The organism is Pseudomonas sp. P110(2024), from assembly GCF_057480795.1.
Window position 1 is genome coordinate 342,743 of the sequence record NZ_JBLIYT010000001.1, and the last position, 22,285, is coordinate 365,027.

Here is a 22,285-nt window from a genome sequence, read left to right on the forward strand (position 1 = left end):
CTTACCCCATTCATTGCATTCATCGAGTCGAATGCAAACAGCCAAGTAGGGTCAACCCAGTGTATTGCCAACTCGGGCGCCAAGGGTAACGGGGGCACGTACAATCCGCTCAAGCCAAATCCATTCCTTATATCTATCGTCGCGCCCGCGCAGATGGGTATAACGACGCAGTGAGTTCCAGTCACGGTGACCGGAAACACTCGATACCCTCGGGATATCCCAATCCATTTCGAACAAGCGACTGACGCCTTCGTGTCGGAGATCGTGAAAGTGCAGATCAGTCACACCGACCATCTTGCACGCCTGGGACCAGGCCTTACCGATTGAGTCACTGTTGTATGGGAAAATCTCAGCACACTGACGCGGCATGCTTTGCACGATCTTCCACGCTTCATCGGGGAGATGGCACCAAACATCGTTGCCAATCTTCTGACCCGGGTTCTTCATGTCCCGCACCTTCACCGCCTGGCGGTGCTCATCCAGATCCTCCCACAAGATGCGGGCAATCTCGTCCATGCGCCGAGTAGAGAAAATGGCAAAGGCCGCCACTTTGGGCATGTGAATGACCGTCGGCCGCCGTGAAAGCATCTCGAAGAAATGCTCAAGCAGCTTGTCGAGCTCCTCGAGAGTCGGCCGGCGATCACGCTCCCGGCTTTTCATGTTGTAGCCGAGGCGCTTCAAGACCAGGCGCGCGTCGGGCATGGCTTGCGGGTTGATTTCGTACCCCCATGCCGCCCTGGCCAGCGACAGCACTGAGCCCAGGTGGGCTAGATCATTGCCCGCTGTCTGCGGTTTGATGCCTCCCCCTTCTGGGCTCATACGCCACAAGGCATAGTCCACCAGCACCTGCTGAGAGATGTCGGAGTCGACCACCTCACCGAGGTAACTGTTCTTGATGGCCAGGAGGGTCTGCCGCTTCGTCTTGCCCAGCGGCCGGGCTTTCTCGGCTTCCACCAAGTAGCGATCGATCATGTCCTTGACGGCGTGCCCACCGCGGTTGGCCCGCTCGATCGCGCCTGGCTCCGCCAACTCGGTCTCCCGTCGCTTCGCCCAGGCTTGAGCTGCCTGCTTACGGGCGAATGTCTGGGACTCTTGGTAGACTAGGACACCCTTTTTCTTGAGGCGGATCTGGACGGTATAGCTGACCGTTCCATCGGCCTTTTTCCTTGCTCTGATCGTTGCCATGATTTCCGGTGGTACAAGCCTGATTGGCGGTGGTACATCGTACCACTGTCACTCCAGAAACGCCCCAAAACCGCGAAAAATGGTACAAGAATGTGTAGACCAGAATGCCCCTAGAAACAGCCTCAAAGCCACATAACACGAGCCCTGAGCCATCCCGCCGCTTCTCCGTGGCGCCGATGATGGACTGGACCGACCGCCACTGTCGCTTCTTCCTGCGCCTGCTCTCCCAGCACGCCCTGCTCTACACCGAAATGGTCACCACCGGCGCCCTGCTGCACAACGACGCCCAGCGTTTCCTGCGCCATGACCAATCCGAGCACCCGCTGGCCCTGCAACTGGGCGGCAGCGTGCCGGCGGACTTGGCCGCCTGCGCCCGCCTGGCCGAAGAGGCTGGCTACGACGAGGTCAACCTCAACGTCGGCTGCCCCAGCGACCGGGTGCAGAACAACATGATCGGCGCCTGCCTGATGGGCCATCCGGGTCTGGTGGCCGATTGCGTCAAGGCCATGCAGGACGCGGTCGGCATCCCGGTCACGGTCAAGCACCGTATCGGCATCAACGGCCGCGACAGCTACGCCGAGCTGTGCGACTTCGTCGGCCAGGTGCGCGACGCCGGGTGCCGCAGCTTCACCGTCCATGCGCGCATCGCCATCCTCGAAGGCCTGTCGCCCAAGGAGAACCGTGAGATCCCACCGCTGCGCTATGACGTGGCGGCGCAGTTGAAGGCCGACTTCCCGGACCTGGAGCTGGTGCTCAACGGCGGCATCAAGACCCTCGACGAGTGCCGCACCCACCTGCAGACCTTCGACGGCGTGATGCTCGGGCGCGAGGCGTACCACAACCCGTACCTGCTGGCCGAGGTCGACCAGCAGCTGTTCGGCAGCGCGGCGCCGGTGGTCAGCCGGGCCGAGGCGATGGAAAAGCTGCGTCCGTACATCGTCGCGCACATGCAAAGCGGCGGCGCGATGCATCACATCACCCGGCATATCCTCGGGCTGGGCCAGGGCTTCCCGGGGGCGCGGCGCTTCCGGCAGTTGCTGTCGGCGGACATTCACAAGACCAGCGAGCCGCTGAAGGTGCTGGACCAGGCTGCCGAGCTGTTGCAGGGGCGTTGAGGGAACCTGGGGCGGGGTTGGCACTCGAAGGGTTAGCCTTATACCGCAGCCCTGGCGTTGGCCGGGGCCGCTTTGCAGCCCTTCGCGGGGCAAGCCCGCTCCTACACAGGGGAGCGCGCTGCTTCCAAGGGTTTCCCGATACGCCTGCGACGGGCCTTGAGTGGCTGTCGGGGCTCGGGTAATGTCGAGTCATTGCACAGGACAGAGCACGCCCATGACCTCCAAGCTGGAACAACTCAAGCAGTTCACCACCGTCGTCGCCGACACCGGCGACCTGGACGCCATCACCCGCCTCAAGCCGGTCGACGCCACCACCAACCCTTCGCTGCTGCTCAAGGCCGCGGCCATCCCGGGTTACGCCGACCTGCTCAAGCAGGTCAAGGCCGATGCCAAGGGCAATGTCGACCTGGCCTGCGACAAGTTCGCCGTGTCGGTGGGCTCGGGCATTCTCAAGGTCATTCCGGGGCGCATCTCCACCGAGGTGGACGCGCGACTGTCGTTCGACGAGCCGGCGCTGCTGAAAAAGGCCCGTCAGCTGATCGAGCTGTATGAAGCGGCCGGCGTGCCGAAAGACCGCGTGCTGATCAAGCTGGCCTCCACCTGGGAAGGCATCCGCGCCGCCGAGAAGCTGGAGAAGGAAGGCATCCAGACCAACCTCACCCTGCTGTTCTCCTTCGCCCAGGCCCAGGCCTGTGCCGATGCCGGGGTGTTCCTGATCTCGCCGTTCGTGGGGCGCATCTACGACTGGTACAAGAAAAGCACCGGCAAGGAATACGTCGGCGCCGAGGATCCGGGCGTGCAGTCGGTCACCCGCATCTACGACTACTACAAGACCAACGGCTACAACACCGTGGTCATGGGCGCGAGCTTCCGCAACATCGGCCAGATCGAGCAACTGGCCGGCTGCGACCGCCTGACCATCAGCCCCGAGCTGCTGCAGCAGCTGTCGGACGACCAGGGCGAACTGCCGCGCCTGCTCAAGCCGGGTAATACCGGCGAGGCCAAGCAACAGTTGAACGAAAGCCAGTTCCGCTGGGCGATGAACGAAGACGCCATGGCCACCGAGAAGCTGGCCGAAGGCATCCGCCAGTTCGCCCGCGACCAGGAGAAGCTGGAAGCCCTGATGGCTGGCTGACAAAGCCTGATACATCTTCGGCTTGATCGACGGGCGGTTAATGCAGAGCATTTCCCGCCCGTTTTTCGTTGGGGTGGCCATTCCCCGCGATAGGGCCATCAGCATCACACGAACCTGAGCCATCCATGCCCGCCACCGCTTCGCTCCCCCTCGTCCTCGCCGGCCCCATCCTGCGCCGCCTGGAACCGCAACACCTGGCCATCTGGCTGGTCGGCTCGCAACCGCTGCAACCCGAATTCCTGCTCGAGCACACCGGCATCAACGCCACGATGCACGCTGAGGTGATCCCGGTCGGACAGCACGCCTTCATCCACCTGCTGGACATCCGCTTCGACCACCCGCTGCCCTGCAATGTGGCGCTCGAATACGACCTGCGCCTGGCCAACGGCCAGGGCATCGCCGACTGGGCCCCGCACCTGCTCTACTCCGGAGCCAGCCGCCCCAGCTTCGTACTGCGCGATCGTCTCGACCAGTTGCTCCACGGCTCCTGCCGCAAGCCCCACCACCCGGCCGCCGACGGTCTGCTCTGCGCCGACCGCCTGCTTGCCGCCAACCCGCGCCCAGAAGCACGCCCCGCCGTGCTGCTGATGAGCGGTGACCAAGTCTATGCCGACGATGTCGCCGGCCCCATGCTGCGTGCCATCCACACGCTGATCGAGCGTCTGGGCCTGTTCGACGAGTCCCTCGATGGCGCCCTGGTCGACAGCGGCGCCGCGCTCTATCGCCATCCGGCCTGCTACTACCACCGCGCCGACCTGCTGCCGGCCCAGGAAGGCAACGAAACCCTGCGCGAACGCTTCTTCGGCGGCAAGCGCAAGCCGATCTTCTCGTCCAGCAACGCCGACAACCACCTGGTGACCTTCGCCGAGATCATGGCCATGTACCTGCTGGTCTGGTCGCCGCTACCGTGGACGCTGGCGGGGTTGGAGATGCCGGAGGGCCTGACCGAGCAGCGCCAGGCTCGTTATCAGCGCGAACTGCCACTGATCGAGGCCTTCCGTGACGGCCTCGGCCAGGTGGCGCGGGTGATGGCCCACCTGCCCTGCCTGATGATCTTCGACGACCACGACATCACCGACGACTGGAACCTGTCGGCGCAATGGGAACAAACCGCCTACGGCCACCCGTTCTCGCGGCGCATCATCGGTAACGCTTTGCTCGGCTATCTGCTGTGCCAGGGCTGGGGCAACGATCCGGACGGTTGCGCGGTGCTGGTCGGGCAATGCCGGCAACTGAACGAGGCAAGGGATGAGCTGATCGGCGAGCTGCTGCGCTTCCAGGGCTGGCAGTACGCGCTGCCCAGCGACCCGCCACTGCTGGTGCTGGACACCCGCACCCGCCGCTGGCGCAGCGAAAGCAACCTGGGCAAGCCCTCCGGCCTGCTGGACTGGGAGGCGCTGAGCGAACTGCAGCAGGCGCTGCTCGACCACCCTTCGGCGATCATCGTGTCGCCGGCGCCGATCTTCGGGGTCAAGCTGATCGAGACCGTGCAGCGGGTGTTCAGCGCCCTGGGCTACCCGCTGCTGGTGGATGCGGAGAACTGGATGGCCCATCGCGGCGCGGCGCAGGTGATCCTCAACATCTTCCGCCATTCGCGCACGCCGGGGCACTACGTGGTGCTGTCGGGCGACGTGCATTATTCGTTCGTCTACGAAGTGCTGATCCGCCACCGCCAGCGCAGCCCGCACCTGTGGCAGGTGACCAGCAGCGGGATCAAGAACGAGTTTCCCCGGCGCCTGCTGGATGTGCTCGACCGGCTCAACCGCTGGCTGTACTCACCGCGCTCGCCGCTCAACTGGTTCACCAAGCGCCGGGAAATGCAAGTGGTGCCGCGCACGCCTAGCCGCAGCAAGGCCGGGGAGCGGTTGTGGAACAGCGCGGGGCTGGGGCAGGTGTTCTTCGATGGCCAGGGGCGGCCGGAGCGGGTGTTTCAGCTGAATGCGGATGGCTCGCCGGCTACGGCGTTCATCCAGGACTGACACCATCGAAAGCTCCCGCGATGGTGTCGGCAGGTTCAGCGCAGGTTCAGGACCGCTCGAGCGCGCTCACCAGGTCATGAAAAGCTTCACGGTTGGAGTCGTTCAAGCCCATGAGGATCTTGTGCGCCTCCAGCACCTTGGAACGCACCACGCTCTCGTCCTGGTCCTGGGACGGCAGATCGGTCAGGCATTCCGGGCACGGCACCGGGCGGTCGACGATGTTGAACACCTGGTCGAAGCCCATGGACTGCAGCAGGCGGGAAATGTCCGGGTTGGTGGTGACCAGGGTGGGCAGCAGGCCAACCTTCTGCCGGGACAGGATCGACAGCTTGGCCAGCAGGCCGAGGGTGGTACTGTCGATGCTCTCGGTTTCGGTCAGGTCGATGACGATGGCCGAGAAGTTCAGCGCGGTGAAGATCTTCTCGATCGTCGCATCCAGCGCCGAACACAGGGTCAGGCGCACTTCACCGACAAATTTCAGAACGAAGGTCCCGCTCTGCTCGGCGAACTGGATTCTACCAGTACTCATTCAAGGTTCCTGCTCAACACCAATAGGGCGATATCATCCGGCATCTCCCCAAGCGTAGCCAATTCGAATCGTTGGCGCAGCCCCTCCAGGCTACCACCTGCCGCCTTGACGATTTCCGGCAAGGCCGCTTCCTTATCTTTGAGTGTGTCCCCGGGCAAAAGGTCCAGAATGCCATCGGACATCAGGGTGAGGCTGAACTGCGGTGGCAGTTCCAGCACCTGGTCCTGGTAGCTGGCCTCGTCGAACAACCCCACCGGCAGGCCGCGGCCTTCGAGGTAGCGGGCCTGGCCCGGGGTGTACAGCACCGGCAGCGGCAAGTGGCCGCCGACGCTGTAGGTGAGCAGGCCGGTGTCCTCGTCGATGACGCCACCGACCATGGTCACATGCTTGCCCAGCTTGCAGTTGATCAGCCCACGGTTGATGTGGCTGAGCACCTGCGAAGGCTTGAACTCGCGCATTTTACCGCCACGCTTGAATTCGAACAGCAGGCGCGTGGTCATGAACTTGAGTAGCACCGTGACGAACGCCGACGAGGCGCCGTGACCGGAGACGTCCGCCAGGTAGAAGGCGATGCGCCGGTCATCCACACGGAAGTAGTCGGCGAAATCGCCCGACAGGTACAGCGACGGAATGATCTGGTGCTCGAAGGCGAACTCGCCAGCCACCCAGGGGTTTTCCGGGAGCATGTTCATCTGCACCTGGCGACCGGCGGTCTGGTCCTCCTGCAGCAGGTGCAGACTGGCCTCCAGCTCGCGGTTGGCCGCTTCGAGCTTCTCCCGGTAGCGCTGGTTTTCCAGCACCAGACGCGAGCGATCGAGGGCGCGGCGCACCGAGTGCTCGAGCACGGCCAGGTCTTCCAAGGGCTTGATCAGGTAGTCCGCCGCGCCCAGGCGCAAGGCTTCGACCGCGTCGCTCATGACGCCGGCACCGGACACCACGATCACCGGCAACTGCGGCGCGCGCTCGCTGATCCGGCGGATCAGTTCAAGGCCGCCCATCTGCGGCATGCGCAGATCGCAGATCACGAGGTCGGGCTGGTGTGCTTCGAAGACCTGGAGGCCCTGCTGGCCGTTGCCGGCCTGAAGGACGCTGAAGCCGCTGTCTTCCAGATAGGCGGCGAGACTGGCACGGACCACCTCGTCGTCATCGATGATCAGCAGCGTTGCACTGGGTTTCTGCATGTGGGCGAACGGCGCCAGATTTGGGTTGGCGTAGCGACTGTGGAAGACCGACAGACGGCTACTGGAATGCTCTTTAGCCACTCTCTATTTGAGTTGTAGGACAAGAAGACTGGTCCGGCAAATAGCGAGGTGCCCTGTAAGGCGCTGACGGTACTCCCATCCGCCTGGCGTTTCAAGCATGGCAAGGAAGACTCCCCCGCACTTTACAGGGCAAATCACCCGGCGTTATAAGAAAGCACATCGGCGCAACCTGACGAAAGGATGCAAGCATGTCCCAGCCCCCCGTGGATTACAGCGAAAAACGCGATTTCATACGCATGCGCATTGAAGCCGAGGTCAGCCTGCTGCACGCCGGCCAGGTGATCAGTGCCGTGTGCATCGACCTCTCCAGCAGCGGCATGCAGGTCCAGGCACCGCAGCGATTCAAAGTGGGCGACCAGCTCGAGGTGCGCATCGACTCCGACCACGCCGCCCTCGCCGGCCTGCATGCCAGCACCGAAGTGGTGTGGATCGCCGACCAGCCCGGCGGCGCGCAGAAGTTCGGCCTGCGCATCCTGGCCATGCATTGAACTGTTACGAAAAAGGCGACCCGAAGGTCGCCTTTTTCGTAAGCCGGTCGATCAGAAGTCGTCTTCGACCTGGCCGTCCTTGACCTTGAACTCGCGGTTCTGCAGGTAGGCATTGCGCAGGAAGATGTACTTGTCGCCCTGGATCAGCTTCTCCGCCGACAGCAGGCTGGCGCGGGTGTCGATCACGTCCATCGCGAAGATCGAGTTGCGGGTCGGCACATGGTCGATGTAGCGGTAGGGTTCGGTGTAGGTGTCCGGGTACTTGGCCAGGCCGTCACGCACGGTGCTCGGGCCAAGGAACGGAATGACCACGTACGGCCCGCTGGGCACGCCCCAGTAGCCGAGGGTCTGGCCGAAGTCCTCGTCGCTGCGCTGCAGGCCCATCTTGGTGCCGACGTCGAAGAAACCGCCCAGGCCGAAGGTGGTGTTGACGATCAGCCGCGCCGTGTCGATGCCCGCCGCTCGAGGCTTGAGCTGCAGCACGTTGTTGGCCAGGTTGGTGACGTCGCCCAGGTTGCGGAAGATGTTGTGGATGCCATCCTCGAGGAACTGCGGGGTGACGTACTGGTAACCCTGGGCCAGCGGCTTGAGGGCATAGGTGTCGAGGACATCGTTGAACCTGAAGATCGGTCGGTTGACCGACTCCCACGGATCCTCCTCGGTTGCCGCCTGGGTGGCTGCCACGGGCGCCAGCAGCAAGCTGGCGCAGACACAGGCCTGGGTGACTCGCTCGATCACTCCGGCACCGATCCTACGCATAGATGTTTCTCCATCGGATTTCACGGCGGCAACGGCCTATGGCGCGCTGCTCGATAGGGCGCAAGTATACTGGCTTGCTGGCTGAACGGTAGTTTTACATATCTCTGTCAAGATTTCGTGAACAACTGTAGTCGTCATCCCTTGGTCACAATCGCCGGGTAGCTTGCGGGGTATTTAGGGACGTTGCCATGCAAGACGCACCCGCCTTCACCGCCGTGCTGTTCGGACTGCGCGGCTGCCTGGTCCAGGCAAACGACGGCAGCCCCATGCCCGCCCCCGGCGCCCTCGACTCCCTTCACCGCCTGCGCGCGCAGGCGGTGCCGTGCATCTGGCTCGACGAGCTCAGCGCCGCCCAGGGCAAGCGCCTGAGCAGCGTGCTGCCCGGCTGGCTACCGGGCCATCTGGTCAACGGCTGCAAATGGCCGGCGCCCAACGCCTGCTGGCAGGCGCTGATGAGCCTCGACAGCCAGCGCCTGGAAGGCTGCGTGCTGGTCAGCGGTGAGCCACGGTTGCTGCAGGCCGGGCTCAACGCCGGCCTGTGGACGGTGGGCCTGGCGGCCTGCGACCTCGGCCCCAGTCAATGGCAGGCCATGACCCGGCAGGAACAGGAGCGCACCCGTGGCAAGGCGACCCTGGCGCTATTCGGCCTGGGCGTGCACTCGGTGATCGATCACCTGGAATCCCTCGACACCTGCCTTGCGGACATTGCCCAGCGCCGACACAGGGGCGAGAAACCCTGATACATCCCCGTTGATGCGGGTCATGCAAAGCTGCGGCAGGTGGATTACGCTAGAAGGCAGGCCAGAACCTTTACCGTGTCGCCGAGGTCCATGGCTTGCCAAGTCATTGATGGAGAACGAACAATGCCTGCCCGCGAACTGCAAGAGCAACTCGATAGCCTGCGCGAGCAACTGGACCGCAATCCACCGCTCTCGCTGGAAGAGCGCGAACACCTGCATGAACTGATGCAGCAGATCGAAGCCCAGATCAAGCTCGAGGAAGCGACCAACGACAACAACCTGGTCGATGGGGTCAATACCGCCGTTGAACGTTTCGAGGCCGATCACCCAGACCTTACCGCCATCCTGCGCAATATCGCCAATCACCTGCACAGCATGGGGATCTGAACCGAATGGGGCCGCAAACGCGGCCCCATTACATTACTGACGCACCAATCGCAGGTTCTGCGGGCTGATCGCCCCAGTGCTGCGGTACGGGTTGATATCCAGCCCACCGCGGCGCACGTAGCGTGCATACACCGTCAGGTGCTCAGGCTTGAGCAGGTTCTTCAGGTCCAGGTAGATCCGCTCCACGCATTGTTCGTGGAAGTCGGCATGCTGGCGGAAGCTGATCAGGTAGGTCAGCAGGCTGGCATGATCCAGCGCCTGCCCCTTGTACTCCACCACCACGCTACCCCAGTCCGGTTGGCCGGTGACCGGGCAGTTGGATTTGAGCAGGTGGCTGTGCACGGTCTCTTCCACCACGCGCTCCGACGCGCAACGCAGCAGCTCCGGTTGCGGCTGCTCGTAGTTGCTGATGTTCACATCCAGCGCGTCGATGCACTGGCCCGGTAGCGTGGTCACGCCCTGCCCCTCTACCTCGGCCAGGGTGCTGACCTTGACCCCGACCGGCTTGCCGGCTGCGGCGGACAGGTCCTGCACCAGGCACGCCTGCAACGCCGCTACCGACTCGAACACCGTCTGGTTCAACGAGTTGAGGTACAGCTTGAAGGACTTGGACTCGATGATGTTCGGCGAATCGCACGGGATGGCGAACTCACCGATGGCCACCACCGGCTTGCCCGAGGGCAGCAGCCAGGACAGTTCGAAGCAGTTCCAGAAGTCCACGCCCTGCCACGGCAGCGCGTCGCCACTCACGCCCAGCTCGGCCCATTTGGCCAAGCGGGGAATCGGGAACAGCAGCGAAGGGGTGTAGGTGGCGATGTATTCGCTGGACTTGCCCAGCGGGGAGTGTTCGGCGGCGGGATGCATGGAAACTGACCTGAAGGTTCGAAATTGCCCTAGTCTACCGGTTTTGCACCCCGCCTTGGAGCCGATGTCACTCGATGGTCAGCGGCCCGACCATGCCCGCCTGGTAGTGGCCAGGCACGTTGCAGGCGAACTCGATGGGCGCCGACTTGCGGAAGGTCCAGGTCAGCTCGGCGCGCTGGCCGGGCTGTACCAGCACGGTGTTGCCACCCGCATGACCGTGGCCAGCGCCCATCTGGCCGTGATCCATCTGGCCATGGTCCATGCCTTCGTGGTTCATGCCGGCGGTGAACATCTTGCCCTGCATGGCGATCATTTCCTTCTGGTGCTCGGCGTGCATGGCCTTGTCGCCCAGGTTGAACTCGTGGGGCAGCTTGCCTTCGTTGACCAGCACGAAGCGCACGGTCTCGCCAGCCTTGACCTTGATGCTCTTCGGTTCGAAGGCGATGTCCTTGAGTACCACCTCGATGGTGCGGGTGGCCTTGGCCGCCTCGGCCGGCTCGCCGAAGGCGAAGGGTTTGCCGTTGTCGGCAAAGCTCGGCAGGCTGACCAGTGCGAGGGCGGCAGCGATGAACAGGTGTTTCATGGGTGACTCCGGGTCGTTCTGGGAGAATGAGACCATTCTCGAAAAGGCTGGCTGGCAGCTGGCTGACGGGAAGATTACAACGTTGTCAGCTTGGGCAGGCCGCCAGATCGTCACGTATGATTTCGGCATCACGCTGATCCGAACATTGGTAAACACATGAAACTGCTGATCGTCGAAGACCAGGCCAAGACCGGCCAGTACCTGAGCCAGGGCCTGAGCGAAGCCGGCTTCGTCACTGAGCTTGCCAACGATGGCGACACCGGCCAGCACCTGGCCCTGACCGGTGACCACGACCTGCTGATCCTCGATGTGATGCTGCCGGGGCGCAACGGTTGGCAGATTCTCCAGGCCGTGCGCCAGGCCGGGCTGGAAACGCCGGTGCTGTTCCTCACCGCCCGAGATGCCGTCGAGGACCGCGTCCACGGCCTGGAGCTGGGCGCTGACGACTACCTGGTCAAGCCATTCGCCTTCTCCGAACTGCTGGCCCGGGTGCGCAGCCTGCTGCGCCGAGGCGCCAGCGCCAGCCAGGACACCTGCCTGAACCTGGCCGACCTGCGCCTGGACCTGATCCGCCGCCGCGCCGAACGCGCCGGCCAGCGCGTCGACCTGACCGCCAAGGAATTCGCCCTGCTCGAACTGCTGCTGCGCCGCCAGGGCGAGGTGCTGCCCAAGTCGCTGATCGCCTCGCAGGTGTGGGACATGAACTTCGACAGCGACACCAACGTCATCGAGGTGGCCATCCGCCGCCTGCGCCTGAAGATCGACGACCATCACGCCACCAAGCTGATCCATACCGTGCGCGGCATGGGCTACGTGCTCGAGGAGCGCCAGGACTGATGCGCCGCCTGTCCCTCGGCCGTCGCCTGGCGCTGCTGTTCGCCGCCTGCACCGCCAGTGTTTCGCTGGGCGCCGGCCTGCTGTTCAGCCGCGCCAGCGAGCAGCACTTCGTCGAGCTCGACCAGCAACTGCTCAGCGGCCGCCTGTCGCTGATGCGCAGCCTGCTCGACGGCGTCACCACCCCCGAGCAACTGGCCACGCGCCTGCCGGGGCTGCTCAACGAGCTCAGCCACCAGTCCGACCTGGCCTTGCGCGTGCGCGCGGTCGACGGCACCACCTGGTTCGCCAGCCGCGGCGACCTGCCGGACGCCCCGGCCCAGCCCGGCCTGGCCACGCTGCATACCCAGGGCAACGACTACCGCGGACTGAGCCTGCCGCTGGACGAAACCCGGCCCGACTCGCCGCAGTTGACCTTGTTCCTCGACATCACCCATCACCAGCACTTCCTGCAAGGCATGCAGCGCCTGATCTGGCTCACGGTCGGCCTCAGCGCGCTGGCCACCGCGCTGCTGGGTGCCTGGGCCGTGCGCCGTGGCCTGAAGCCGCTGCGGCGGATGGGCAAGGTCGCCGCCAGCGTCAACGCCCGCTCGCTAACCACTCGCCTGCCGGCCGCCGAGATGCCCGAGGAACTGGCCGAGCTGGCCGGCGCGGTCAATGCCATGCTGCAGCGCCTGGACGATGCTTTCCAACGCCTGTCGGCGTTCTCCGCCGACATCGCCCACGAGTTGCGCACACCGCTGTCCAACCTGCTGACCCACACCCAGGTCACCCTCACCCGCCCACGCAGCCTCGAGGAGTACCGCGAGGCCCTGCATGGCAATCTCGAGGAACTGCAGTGGATGGCCCAGCTGGTCAACGACATGCTCTATCTGGCCAAGGCCGACCACGGTCTGCTGATGCCCAATAGTCAGGCGCTGGACCTGGCGATCGAGGTCGATGCGCTGCTGGAGTATTACGCGCCGCTGGCTGAGGAAGCCGAGGTCAGGCTGTCTCGCGAGGGCCAGGCGCATGCCGAGGGCGACCGACACATGCTGCGCCGGGCCTTGTCGAACCTGCTGGACAATGCCCTGCGCTTCACCCCGGCGGGGGGCGAGATTCGTGTGAGCCTTGCGCCGGGGTTGCGCATCGAGGTGGCCAACAGTGGCCCGGCAATCGCCCCGCAACTGCTGGAGCGGCTGTTCGACCGTTTCTATCGGGCAGACCCGGCGCGCCAGGAGGGCAGCAGCGAGCATGCGGGCCTGGGGCTGGCCATCACCCGCTCGATCGTGCAGGCGCACGGTGGGAATATTCGGGCCCAGTGCGAAGGTGGGTGGACGCGCTTCGTGATCGAGTTGCCTGCCTAGAGGGCTGCTGCGCAGCCCATCGCCGGCAAGCCGGCGAAAGGGGCGCAAAGCGCCCCTGCCTTACTCGTAACGCAACGCCATCGCCGGTTCGATCTGCGAAGCGCGGTACGCAGGATAGAGGGTCGCCAGGAAGCTCATCACCAGCCCAGCCACGCAGATGATCGCCACATCGCCCCACTGCAGCTCCGAGGGCAGGCTGCTGATGAAGTAGATGTCGGAGGTGAAGATGTGCTGCCCACTGACCCGCTCGATCCAGCCGACCACGGCGCTGACGTTCAGTGCCAGGATCACCCCGAGCACGCCACCGATCAGGGTGCCGACGATGCCGATCAGGCTGCCCTGGACCATGAACGTGCCCATGATCTGCGCCGGCGTCGCGCCGATGGTGCGCAGGATGGCGATATCCGCGCCCTTGTCGTTCACCACCATCACCAGGGTGGCGATGATATTGAAGGCAGCCACAGCGATGATCATCATCAGCAGCAGGCCGATCATGGTCTTTTCCATTTTCATGGCGCTGAACAGGCTGCCCTGGGTGTGCGACCAGTCATCGGCACGGTAGCCGTCGCCCAGCCCCGCAGCGATGGCCTTGGACACCTGCGGCGCAGCGTACAGGTCATGCAGCTTCAGCCGCACGCCCTGCACCTGGCCCGGCGCCCAGCGCTGCATCTCGCCGGCATCGGCGATATGGATGTAGGCCTGGGAGCCATCCAGTTCGGCGCCGACCTTGAAGATGCCGACCACGGTCAGGCGCTGCATGCGCGGGGTGATGCCGCCCGGCTCCTTGCTGATTTCCGGAACGATCAGGGTCAGCTTGTCGCCGGTATTCAGGCGAAAGCGCCGGGCGGTCAATTCACCGATGACCACGCCGTACTCGCCCGGCACCAGGTCCTGCAGGCTGCCCTGGACAATATGCTGGGTGACGATGGAGACCTTGCCCTCCTCGGCCGGGTCGATGCCGGCGACCTGGATCGGCTGCATCGCCCCCTTGTACGAGAGCATGCCCTCCATCTCGGTGATCGGCGCCGCGGCCATCACCGCCGGGTTGCTTTCGGCGGCGCTGGCGACCTTGCGCCAGTCGTCCAGCGGCTGCGCGCCGAGAATCGCGGCATGGGGCACCAGGCCCAGCACGCGTGAGCTCATCTCGCGCTGGAAGCCGTTCATCACCGACAGCACCGTGATCATCGCCAGCACGCCGAGCGACAGGCCGATCATCGAAGTCATCGAGATGAACGAGATGAAGTGGTTGCGGCGCTTGGCACGGGTGTAGCGGGCACCGATGAACAACGACAAGGGTCTGAACATGAACGAGGACACCCAAGTGAAAAATGAATCGGGGCCGCCTCAGGCCGCCCCATGCAGGCGACTCAGATCGCCACCAGGTGCCCGTCTTCCAGGCGCAGCACACGGTCCATCTGCCGCGCCAGGTTGAGGTCGTGGGTCACAACCAGGAATGCGGTCTGCGAGTGATTCGACAGCTCCTGCATCAGTTCCTGGATACCCTGGGCGGTGTGGTGGTCGAGGTTGCCAGTGGGCTCGTCGAGCATGACCAGGCCCGGGCGGTTGACCAGGGCGCGGGCGATCGCCACACGCTGGCGCTCACCACCGGACAGCTCGGCCGGCTTGTGATTCAACCGATGCCCCAGGCCAACGCGCTTGAGCAGCGCCTCGGCACGCTCGCGGGCCTCGGCGATCGGCGTCTTGCCGATCAGCAGCGGCATGCAGGCGTTTTCCAGGGCGGTGAACTCCGCCAGCAGGTGGTGGAACTGGTAGACGAAGCCCAGGGCGCGGTTGCGCAGCAGGCCGCGGGCCCGCTCGCCCAGCGCCGACAGCTCCTCGCCGGCCAGCCAGACGCTGCCCTGGCTCGGGGTGTCGAGGCCGCCGAGCAGGTTGAGCAAGGTACTCTTGCCCGAGCCCGAGCTGCCGACGATGGCCACCCGCTCGCCCGGGTGCAGTTCGAGGTTCAACCCCGACAAGACCTGGACCGACTCCGGGCCTTCCTCGTAGCTCTTGCCCAGGTTGCGGCAGCTCAACACGGCTTTATCACTCATGCGCGACTCACTCATAACGTAGCGCCTCCGCCGGCTGGGTGCGCGAGGCGCGCCAGGCCGGATACAGGGTGGCGAAGAAACTCAGGACCAGCGCCGCACCACAGACCATGTACACGTCCTGGGCCTGGATCTGCGACGGCAGGTAATCGATGAAGTACACATCGGCATTGAGGAACTTGTGCCCGATCAGGGTCTCGATGCCGGCGATGGCCGCGCTCACGTTAAGCGCGCCGAGGATGCCCAGGACCGCGCCGATCAGCGTGCCGACCACGCCGATCACCGTGCCCTGGACCATGAAGATGGCCATGATCTGCCCGGGCGTGGCGCCCAGGGTGCGCAGGATGGCGATGTCGCCGCGCTTGTCGTTGACCACCATCACCAGGGTGGAAATGATGTTGAACGCCGCCACCGCGACGATCAGCAGCAACAGCAGGCCGATCATGGATTTCTCCATGCGGATCGCCTGGTACAGGTTGCCGTGGGTGCGGGTCCAGTCACGCGGGTAGAACTCCTGCTCGCCCAGCTGCTGGGCGATGGCCCAAGAGGCCCGCGGGGCCTGGAACAGGTCGTCGAACTTCAGGCGCACGCCCTGGACCTGGTCGGCCTTCCAGCGGTGCAGGCGCGACAGGTCGGCGATGTTGGTCAGGCCCAGATAGCCGTCGATCTCGCCGGCGCCGACATGGAAGGTGCCGACCACGGTAAAGCGCTTCATGCGCGGGAACATCCCCGCCGGGGTGACGCTGACCTCGGGGGCAACGAAAGTCAGCTTGTCGCCGATGCCCACGCCCAGTTTCTGCGCGGCCTTGTCGCCGATCATGATGCCCCACTCGCCCGGGGCCAGCTTGTCGAGGCTGCCGTCGAGGACGAACTTGTCGATGATCGACACCTCGCGCTCGCGGGCCGGGTCGATACCGTTGAGCAGCACCTTCTGCACCTTGCCTTCATGGGTCAGCAGGCCCTGCATCTGTGTGAATGGCGCGACCGCCAGCACCTGCGGATTCTGCTTTACTTTAGAGGCGAGGGCCTGCCAGTCGTCGATCGGCTGGCCGGTCTCCAGCGTTGCATGGGGGATCATACCCAGCACGCGGGTACGCATCTCGTGGTCGAACCCGTTCATCACCGAGAGCACCACGATCATCACCACCACGCCCAGGGCGAGGCCGATCATCGAGGTGAGCGAAATGAACGAGACGAAGTGATTGCGGCGCTTGGCACGGGTGTAACGCGTACCGATGAATACGAATAGAGGTCTGAACATGTCGGGGCTTGTTCGGATGAAAGGGAACGTCCTTGTGGCGAGGCGCCTACGGCGGCTTTACACTCGGACCACCGCCGTAACCTTGGGTTCGCCATGACGACATTAGACGAAGAAGATCGCCGCGAATACTACCGCATCGAAGATCGGATCGCACTTCAAATCAGCCCCCTTAGCGCGGCCGAAGCCCTTGAAACAGAACTGTTGCAGGATGATTCCGAGCTGTTCAACCTGCTCAGCGAACTGCACCTTTCGGACTTCGAGTCGCAGCACCTGTTGCGCCAGCTGAGCGAAAAAGACCGCACCCTGGCCGCCTTCCTGCGCGCCCAGAACAAACGTCTCGACTTGCTCAGCGCCGTGGTCGCCCAGACCCTGATCGGCGAAATCGGCCAGCCGCAGCCGGTGATCATCTCTGAAGGCGGCATCGAGTTCGCCCAGGCGCAGAAGATCGACCCCGGCACCCGGGTCAAGGTGAAGATGGTGCTGATGCCCCGCGCCCATGGCCTGCTCCTACGCGGCCGGGTCACCCACTGCGACCCGCGCCCGGATGGCGATTACGAGGTAGGCACCGAGTTCATCGACATGACCGACGCCCAGCGCCAGCTGCTGGCCCGCTACATCCTGCAGCGCCAGCAACAGCAACGACGCCAGGCGCTGGAACAGAACGCCCCCGCTTCCTGAAGCCCTTTTCTCTCTGATTTGAAGGAACGAACGTGACCTTGATCTATGGCCACCGCGGCGCCAAGGGCGAAGCGCCCGAGAATACCCTGCAGAGCTTTCGCCAGTGCCTGTCCCATGGCGTGACCCGCTGCGAACTCGACCTGCACCTGTCGGCCGACAACGAGCTGATGGTAATCCATGATCCGACCCTCAAGCGCACCACTGGCCGGCGCGGCAAGGTGGTCGAGCACACCGCCGCCGAGCTGGTCACCTACGATGCGCGCAAGGGCGGCCCGGGCCATGTGCAGCCCTGCCCCATCCCGCGGCTCGAGGAGTTGTTCGAGAAGTGCCCGTTCGAGCACTGGCAGCTGGAGGTCAAGAGCGCCTCGCGCACCCGCGCCGCCAGCACCGTGCTGGCGATCCGCGAACTGGCCCAGCAGCATGGCCTGCTGGACAAGGTGACCATCACCTCGAGCTCACGGGAAGTGCTGGGCGCCGCCCAGGAGCTGGTACCCGACATCAAGCGCGGACTGGTTGCCGAGTACGCCTGGCTCGACCCGCTGAAGGTCGCGCAGAACTACGACTGCGAGATGCTGGCGTTGAACTGGACGCTGTGCACCCCCGAACGCCTGATCAAGGCGCAGCGCCAGGGCCTGCATGTGTCGGTATGGACGGTCAACGAACCGGCGCTGATGCGCCGGCTCGCCGACTTTGGCGTGGACAGCCTGATTACAGACTTTCCCGGTTTGGCCAGGACCACCCTCGGGTAGGGCTGAAATCGGTCTCCCCGACCGGCTCAGGCCACCGGTCGGAGCCGCTCAAAAAAGCCGGTTCAGTCCATCGTAGGCAGCTACCCGATAGGCCTCGGCCATGGTCGGGTAGTTGAAGGTGGTGTTGACGAAGTACTTCAGGTTGTTCTGTTCGCCCGGCTGGTTCATCACCGCCTGGCCGATATGGACGATCTCCGAGGCCTGGTAGCCGAAGCAGTGCACACCGAGGACTTCCAGGGTCTCGCGGTGGAACAGGATCTTCAGCATGCCCTGCGGCTCGCCGGCGATCTGCGCGCGGGCCATGCTCTTGAAGAAGGCCTTGCCCACTTCATAGGGCACCTTGGCCTGGGTCAGCTCCTGCTCGTTCTTGCCGATCGAGCTGATCTCCGGAATGGTGTAGATGCCGGTTGGCACGTCGTTGACGAAGCGCCAGCTGCCGTTGTCGACGATGCTGCCGGCGGCCGAGCGGCCCTGGTCGTGGGCGGCGCTGGCCAGGCTCGGCCAGCCGATCACGTCACCGGCGCCATAGATGTTCGGCACGCTGGTGCGGTAGGTCTCGTCAACTTCGATCTGGCCACGGCTGTTGACCTTGATGCCGATGTTCTCCAGGCCCAGCTTGTCGGTGTTGCCGGTACGGCCGTTGCACCACAGCAAGGCGTCGGCCTTGATCTTCTTGCCCGATTTCAGGTGCAGGATCACCCCGTTGTCCAGGCCTTCGACGCGGTCGTATTCCTCGTTGTGGCGCACGGTGATGTTGTTGTTGCTGAAGTGGTAGCTCAGCGCCTGGGAGATTTCCGAGTCGAGGAAGCTCAGCAGCTGGCCGCGGTTGTCGACCAGCTCGACCAGCACACCCAGGCCGCTGAAGATCGAGGCGTATTCGCAACCGATCACCCCGGCGCCGTAGACGATCAGCTTGCGTGGGGTGTGGCTCAGGCTGAGGATGGTGTCGCTGTCGTAGACCCGCGGGTGGTGGAAGTCGATGTCGGCCGGGCGATACGGACGCGAGCCGGTGGCAATGATGATGTGCTTGGCGTTGAGCTTCTCGACCACGCCGTTGGGGCAGACCACTTCGACGGTCTGCTCGTCGGCGAAGCTGCCGGTGCCGACGAACACATCGACGCGGTTGCGCGCGTAGTAGCCGGTACGCGAGGCAACCTGCTTGCTGATGACTTTCTCGGCGCTCTTGAGCACGTCGGGGAAGGAGAACCAGCGCGGCTCGCCGATGGCGCGGAACATCGGGTTGGTGTTGAACTGCATGATCTGCCGCACGGAGTGACGCAGCGCCTTGGACGGGATGGTGCCCAGGTGGGTGCAGTTACCGCCGACCTGGCGACGGCTGTCGACCATGGCCACCTTGCGCCCTGCTTTGGCGGCGTTCATTGCCGCGCCTTCTCCGGCCGGGCCGGAACCCAGCACCACTACGTCGTAGTTGTAGACAGCCATGCGTACTCCTTCAGAACTGGCCCGCCGGCCGGATGGCCGCGGGGCGCGATCATGTCGCCGGGGCGCCATGAGAAAATTCGGGTGCAGTCTAATCAAGCGTGAACGCCGCGCACATTAACCCTTGGTCGCGTCGTAGGCCATTATTGCCTGCACTACATGTCGTTTCACCGCTTCCCTGGCATTGATCATCCGTGGCTTGCCTTTCACTCGCCTTTCACCACCCGCTCGAAGGCCGGCGTGGAACGGGAGACGAAACCACCCTCGACCCGGGTCACCAGTACCGCGGCAATGCCGTGGGCGACGGCGAAATCCCAGCCCTGCTGCGGCCCGAGGATCAACAGCAGGGTCGAGTAGCCGTCGGCCTGCAGCGCCGAGCCGTCGAGCACCGTCACCGCCGCCAGGTCGTGCTCGACCGGGCGCCCGAGATGGGCGTCGAAGGTGTGCGAATAGCGCCGGCCATTGTCCTCGAAATAATGCCGATAGTCACCCGAGGTCGACACGGCCATGTCCTCCACGTCGATGACCTGGCGGGCGATCTGGCGATCCTCGCGCGGCAGCTCCAGGGCCACCCGCCAGGCACTGCCGTCGGGCTTGCGGCCCACGACCTTGAGCTCGCCGGTGGCTTCGGCGAGAAACGCCTCGATGCCCATGCCGCGCAGGCGCTGGGCGATCAGGTCGACGGCGTGGCCAGCGGCGATGCTGTTGAAGTCCAGCTCGATGGGGGCGTCCTTGCACAGGGCGTCACCCTCGATGCGCAGGTGCCGGTAGCCCACACGCTCACGTGCACGTGCCAGCGCCTGCGGGTCGGGCACGTGCATCTCGCGGGCCTGCGGGCCAAAGCCCCAGAGGTCGAGCAGTGGCTCAACGGTGAGGTCGAAGGCACCCCGGCTCTGCTCGGCCAGGTGCTGGCCGAAGCTGGCCAGCTCGAACAGGTCGGCGTCGATGGGCAGGCACTGATTGGCCGGGAGCTGGTTGAAACGGCTGACGGTAGAGTCGCCGCGGTAGGTGGAGTAGCGGGCGTCGATGGCCTGGAGGATGGCCTCGACCTCGGCCTGGACCTGGTCGGGCGCAGGGCCGCCGGGTTGGCGCACGTACTGGATGCTGTAGCTGCTGCCCATGGTCGGGCCGCCGAAGCGCTCGAGGGTGGGGCCTTGATTGCAGGCTGACAGCAACAACAGGCAAAGCAGAAGAACTGTGCGCAACTTAGATCTCTCGATTGACCTGCCCACGCGGTCGATGTGGGAGCGGCCTTGTGTCGCGAAAGGGCCGCAAAGCGGCCCCGGGATTTCTGCAACGCCACCACAATTGCCGGGGCTGCTGCGCAGCCCTTTCGCGACACAAGGCCGCTCCCACATCGATAGCAGCGAGGCGGAAAGAAAAAAAACGGGAACCCGAAGGTTCCCGTTTTTTCAACGCATTACAAGCGGATCAGCGTGGAAACGCTGGCGGGTTCACACCAGCCATGTCTTCCATCACGCGTACCACCTGGCAGCTGTAACCGAACTCGTTGTCGTACCAGACGTACAGGACAACGCGGTTGTCGTTGCAGATGGTCGCCTCGGCGTCGACCACACCGGCGTGGCGCGAGCCGACGAAGTCGGTGGACACCACTTCCTGGGAGCTGACGTAGTCGATCTGCTTGTGCAGCTCCGAGTGCATGGCGGTCTGGCGCAGGTACTCGTTCAGCTCTTCGCGGGTGGTGGCCTTCTCGAGGTTCAGGTTGAGAATGGCCATCGACACGTTCGGCGTCGGCACACGGATGGCATTGCCGGTCAGCTTGCCCTTGAGCACCGGCAGGGCCTTGGCGGCGGCGGTGGCGGCACCGGTCTCGGTGATGACCATGTTCAGCGGCGCGGCGCGGCCACGACGGCTGCCCTTGTGGAAGTTGTCGATCAGGTTCTGGTCGTTGGTGAACGAGTGAACGGTTTCGACGTGGCCATTGACGATGCCGTACTGGTCGTTGATGGCCTTGAGCACCGGCACGATGGCGTTGGTGGTGCAGGACGCCGCCGAGATGATCTTGTCGTCGGCGCTGATGTCGCCGTGGTTGATGCCGTGCACGATGTTCTTCAGCGCGCCCTTGCCAGGTGCGGTGAGGATCACGCGAGCAGCGCCCGGGCAGGCCAGGTGCTGGCCGAGGCCGTCGGCGTCACGCCATACGCCGGTGTTGTCGACGATCAGCGCATCGTGGATGCCGTACTGGGTGTAGTCGACTTCGCTCGGGCTCTTGGCGTAGATCACCTGGATCAGGTTGCCGTTGGCGGTGATGGTGTTGTTGGCTTCATCGATGACGATGGTGCCGTCGAACGGACCGTGCACCGAGTCACGGCGCAGCAGGCTGGCGCGCTTGACCAGGTCGTTCTCGGCGCCCTTGCGCACGACGATGGCGCGCAGGCGCAGGCCGTCGCCACCACCGGTCTTCTCGATCAGGATGCGCGCCAGCAGGCGGCCGATACGGCCGAAGCCGTACAGGACGACGTCGGTGCCCTTGCGTGCGGAAGCGTTCTGCTGACCCACGACGTCGGCCAGTTCGTCACGGACGAACTGCTCGGCGCTGCGGCCGTTGCCTTCGGCCTTGAACTTGTTGGCCAGCTTGCCCAGGTCCACCGAGGCGGCACCCAGTTTCAGCTCGCTCATGGCCTTGAGCAGGGGGAATGTCTCGTGGACGGACAGCTCGGTCTCGTCGGTCTGACGGTGACGGGCAAAGCGGTGGGCTTTGAGGATCGAGATAACCGAACGGTTGATCAGGCTGCGGCCATAGATCGAGCTCACCACGTTGTTGTTGCGGTAGAGCTGACCGATAAGCGGGATCATCGCTTCAGCCAGGGCTTCACGATCGATCCACTCACCAAGACACTGGTCGGGCTTCTGAGTCACGGTAACCTTCCACATGTAGGGGA

Annotated in this window: 22 protein-coding genes; 10 read left to right on the forward strand and 12 right to left on the reverse strand. The window is 64.4% G+C overall.

Going from position 1 to position 22,285, the window contains the following annotated elements; all coding sequences use genetic code 11:
- Nucleotides 1-51: 51 nt before the first annotated feature.
- Nucleotides 52-1,185: a tyrosine-type recombinase/integrase gene (locus AC25ND_RS01770; protein WP_486976066.1), complete on the reverse strand. Its 1,134-nt coding sequence runs from the start codon at nucleotides 1,183-1,185 to the stop codon at nucleotides 52-54.
- A 104-nt stretch (nucleotides 1,186-1,289) separates the two neighbouring features.
- Between AC25ND_RS01770 and dusA the strand changes: the two genes are divergently transcribed.
- The 3 genes from dusA to AC25ND_RS01785 all read left to right on the forward strand — a co-directional run bounded on the left by dusA (nucleotide 1,290) and on the right by AC25ND_RS01785 (nucleotide 5,414).
- Nucleotides 1,290-2,300 (forward strand): tRNA dihydrouridine(20/20a) synthase DusA, encoded by a 1,011-nt coding sequence (dusA, locus tag AC25ND_RS01775; RefSeq protein WP_486976067.1) that lies wholly within the window; start codon nucleotides 1,290-1,292, stop codon nucleotides 2,298-2,300.
- A gap of 214 nt (nucleotides 2,301-2,514) precedes the next feature.
- Nucleotides 2,515-3,435: a transaldolase gene (gene tal / locus AC25ND_RS01780; protein WP_186597065.1), complete on the forward strand. Its 921-nt coding sequence runs from the start codon at nucleotides 2,515-2,517 to the stop codon at nucleotides 3,433-3,435.
- Between the two features lie 125 nt (nucleotides 3,436-3,560).
- Nucleotides 3,561-5,414 (forward strand): alkaline phosphatase D family protein, encoded by a 1,854-nt coding sequence (locus AC25ND_RS01785; protein ID WP_186597067.1) that lies wholly within the window; start codon nucleotides 3,561-3,563, stop codon nucleotides 5,412-5,414.
- A gap of 46 nt (nucleotides 5,415-5,460) precedes the next feature.
- Here the strand turns inward: AC25ND_RS01785 and rssC are convergent, their stop codons facing one another.
- Nucleotides 5,461-5,943 (reverse strand): anti-sigma factor antagonist RssC, encoded by a 483-nt coding sequence (rssC, locus tag AC25ND_RS01790; RefSeq protein ID WP_028692715.1) that lies wholly within the window; start codon nucleotides 5,941-5,943, stop codon nucleotides 5,461-5,463.
- Nucleotides 5,940-7,124 (reverse strand): two-component system response regulator RssB, encoded by a 1,185-nt coding sequence (gene rssB / locus AC25ND_RS01795; RefSeq protein ID WP_028692716.1) that lies wholly within the window; start codon nucleotides 7,122-7,124, stop codon nucleotides 5,940-5,942. Before rssB ends, rssC begins: the two co-directional genes overlap by 4 nt.
- A 269-nt stretch (nucleotides 7,125-7,393) precedes the next feature.
- Between rssB and AC25ND_RS01800 the strand changes: the two genes are divergently transcribed.
- Nucleotides 7,394-7,693 (forward strand): PilZ domain-containing protein, encoded by a 300-nt coding sequence (locus AC25ND_RS01800; RefSeq protein ID WP_028692717.1) that lies wholly within the window; start codon nucleotides 7,394-7,396, stop codon nucleotides 7,691-7,693.
- A gap of 51 nt (nucleotides 7,694-7,744) precedes the next feature.
- Here the strand turns inward: AC25ND_RS01800 and AC25ND_RS01805 are convergent, their stop codons facing one another.
- Nucleotides 7,745-8,452 (reverse strand): MlaA family lipoprotein, encoded by a 708-nt coding sequence (locus tag AC25ND_RS01805; protein ID WP_028692718.1) that lies wholly within the window; start codon nucleotides 8,450-8,452, stop codon nucleotides 7,745-7,747.
- 188 nt (nucleotides 8,453-8,640) lie between these two features.
- Between AC25ND_RS01805 and pcrP the strand changes: the two genes are divergently transcribed.
- Nucleotides 8,641-9,192 (forward strand): HAD superfamily inactivated hydrolase PcrP, encoded by a 552-nt coding sequence (gene pcrP / locus AC25ND_RS01810; RefSeq protein ID WP_186597069.1) that lies wholly within the window; start codon nucleotides 8,641-8,643, stop codon nucleotides 9,190-9,192.
- A 123-nt stretch (nucleotides 9,193-9,315) separates the two neighbouring features.
- On the forward strand, nucleotides 9,316-9,579 hold the full coding sequence (locus AC25ND_RS01815; protein WP_186597072.1) for a DUF4404 family protein: 264 nt from the start codon (nucleotides 9,316-9,318) through the stop codon (nucleotides 9,577-9,579).
- A 33-nt stretch (nucleotides 9,580-9,612) separates the two neighbouring features.
- Here AC25ND_RS01815 and queF read toward each other — a convergent pair whose 3' ends face one another.
- Together queF and AC25ND_RS01825 are read right to left on the reverse strand one after the other, a co-directional pair.
- Nucleotides 9,613-10,443 (reverse strand): NADPH-dependent 7-cyano-7-deazaguanine reductase QueF, encoded by an 831-nt coding sequence (queF, locus tag AC25ND_RS01820; RefSeq protein ID WP_186597074.1) that lies wholly within the window; start codon nucleotides 10,441-10,443, stop codon nucleotides 9,613-9,615.
- A gap of 67 nt (nucleotides 10,444-10,510) precedes the next feature.
- Nucleotides 10,511-11,026 carry a cupredoxin domain-containing protein gene (locus tag AC25ND_RS01825; protein ID WP_062574603.1) on the reverse strand — a complete coding sequence of 172 codons (516 nt, stop codon included), beginning with the start codon at nucleotides 11,024-11,026 and terminating at the stop codon, nucleotides 10,511-10,513.
- A 156-nt stretch (nucleotides 11,027-11,182) separates the two neighbouring features.
- Between AC25ND_RS01825 and AC25ND_RS01830 the strand changes: the two genes are divergently transcribed.
- On the forward strand, nucleotides 11,183-11,863 hold the full coding sequence (locus AC25ND_RS01830; RefSeq protein WP_028692723.1) for a heavy metal response regulator transcription factor: 681 nt from the start codon (nucleotides 11,183-11,185) through the stop codon (nucleotides 11,861-11,863).
- Entirely contained in the window at nucleotides 11,863-13,206 is a 1,344-nt protein-coding gene (locus AC25ND_RS01835; RefSeq protein WP_186597076.1) for a heavy metal sensor histidine kinase, read from the forward strand. Before AC25ND_RS01830 ends, AC25ND_RS01835 begins: the two co-directional genes overlap by 1 nt.
- A gap of 60 nt (nucleotides 13,207-13,266) precedes the next feature.
- Here AC25ND_RS01835 and AC25ND_RS01840 read toward each other — a convergent pair whose 3' ends face one another.
- The 3 genes from AC25ND_RS01840 to AC25ND_RS01850 form a co-directional block, all read right to left on the reverse strand.
- The gene (locus AC25ND_RS01840; RefSeq protein ID WP_028692725.1) at nucleotides 13,267-14,511 is read right to left on the reverse strand and encodes a lipoprotein-releasing ABC transporter permease subunit; all 1,245 of its coding nucleotides are present in this window, start codon (nucleotides 14,509-14,511) and stop codon (nucleotides 13,267-13,269) included.
- A gap of 62 nt (nucleotides 14,512-14,573) precedes the next feature.
- Nucleotides 14,574-15,257 carry a lipoprotein-releasing ABC transporter ATP-binding protein LolD gene (gene lolD, locus AC25ND_RS01845; RefSeq protein WP_175406177.1) on the reverse strand — a complete coding sequence of 228 codons (684 nt, stop codon included), beginning with the start codon at nucleotides 15,255-15,257 and terminating at the stop codon, nucleotides 14,574-14,576.
- A 7-nt stretch (nucleotides 15,258-15,264) separates the two neighbouring features.
- A complete protein-coding gene (locus AC25ND_RS01850; RefSeq protein WP_028692727.1) occupies nucleotides 15,265-16,515 on the reverse strand; it encodes a lipoprotein-releasing ABC transporter permease subunit in 1,251 nt (416 codons plus the stop codon).
- A 93-nt stretch (nucleotides 16,516-16,608) separates the two neighbouring features.
- Between AC25ND_RS01850 and AC25ND_RS01855 the strand changes: the two genes are divergently transcribed.
- The gene (locus AC25ND_RS01855) at nucleotides 16,609-17,193 is read left to right on the forward strand and encodes a PilZ domain-containing protein (RefSeq protein ID WP_028692728.1); all 585 of its coding nucleotides are present in this window, start codon (nucleotides 16,609-16,611) and stop codon (nucleotides 17,191-17,193) included.
- A gap of 32 nt (nucleotides 17,194-17,225) precedes the next feature.
- Nucleotides 17,226-17,942, forward strand: a complete 717-nt coding sequence (locus tag AC25ND_RS01860) for a glycerophosphodiester phosphodiesterase (protein ID WP_028692729.1) — start codon at nucleotides 17,226-17,228, stop codon at nucleotides 17,940-17,942.
- 48 nt (nucleotides 17,943-17,990) lie between these two features.
- On the opposite strand, the gene sthA is transcribed toward AC25ND_RS01860, so the two are convergent.
- The 3 genes from sthA to AC25ND_RS01875 form a co-directional block, all read right to left on the reverse strand.
- Nucleotides 17,991-19,385, reverse strand: coding sequence for a Si-specific NAD(P)(+) transhydrogenase (sthA, locus tag AC25ND_RS01865; RefSeq protein ID WP_023631920.1), 1,395 nt, complete (start codon nucleotides 19,383-19,385; stop codon nucleotides 17,991-17,993).
- A 203-nt stretch (nucleotides 19,386-19,588) separates the two neighbouring features.
- On the reverse strand, nucleotides 19,589-20,587 hold the full coding sequence (locus AC25ND_RS01870; protein ID WP_186597079.1) for an FAD:protein FMN transferase: 999 nt from the start codon (nucleotides 20,585-20,587) through the stop codon (nucleotides 19,589-19,591).
- Between the two features lie 226 nt (nucleotides 20,588-20,813).
- The gene (locus AC25ND_RS01875; protein ID WP_036986701.1) at nucleotides 20,814-22,277 is read right to left on the reverse strand and encodes a glyceraldehyde-3-phosphate dehydrogenase; all 1,464 of its coding nucleotides are present in this window, start codon (nucleotides 22,275-22,277) and stop codon (nucleotides 20,814-20,816) included.
- Nucleotides 22,278-22,285: the final 8 nt, after the last annotated feature.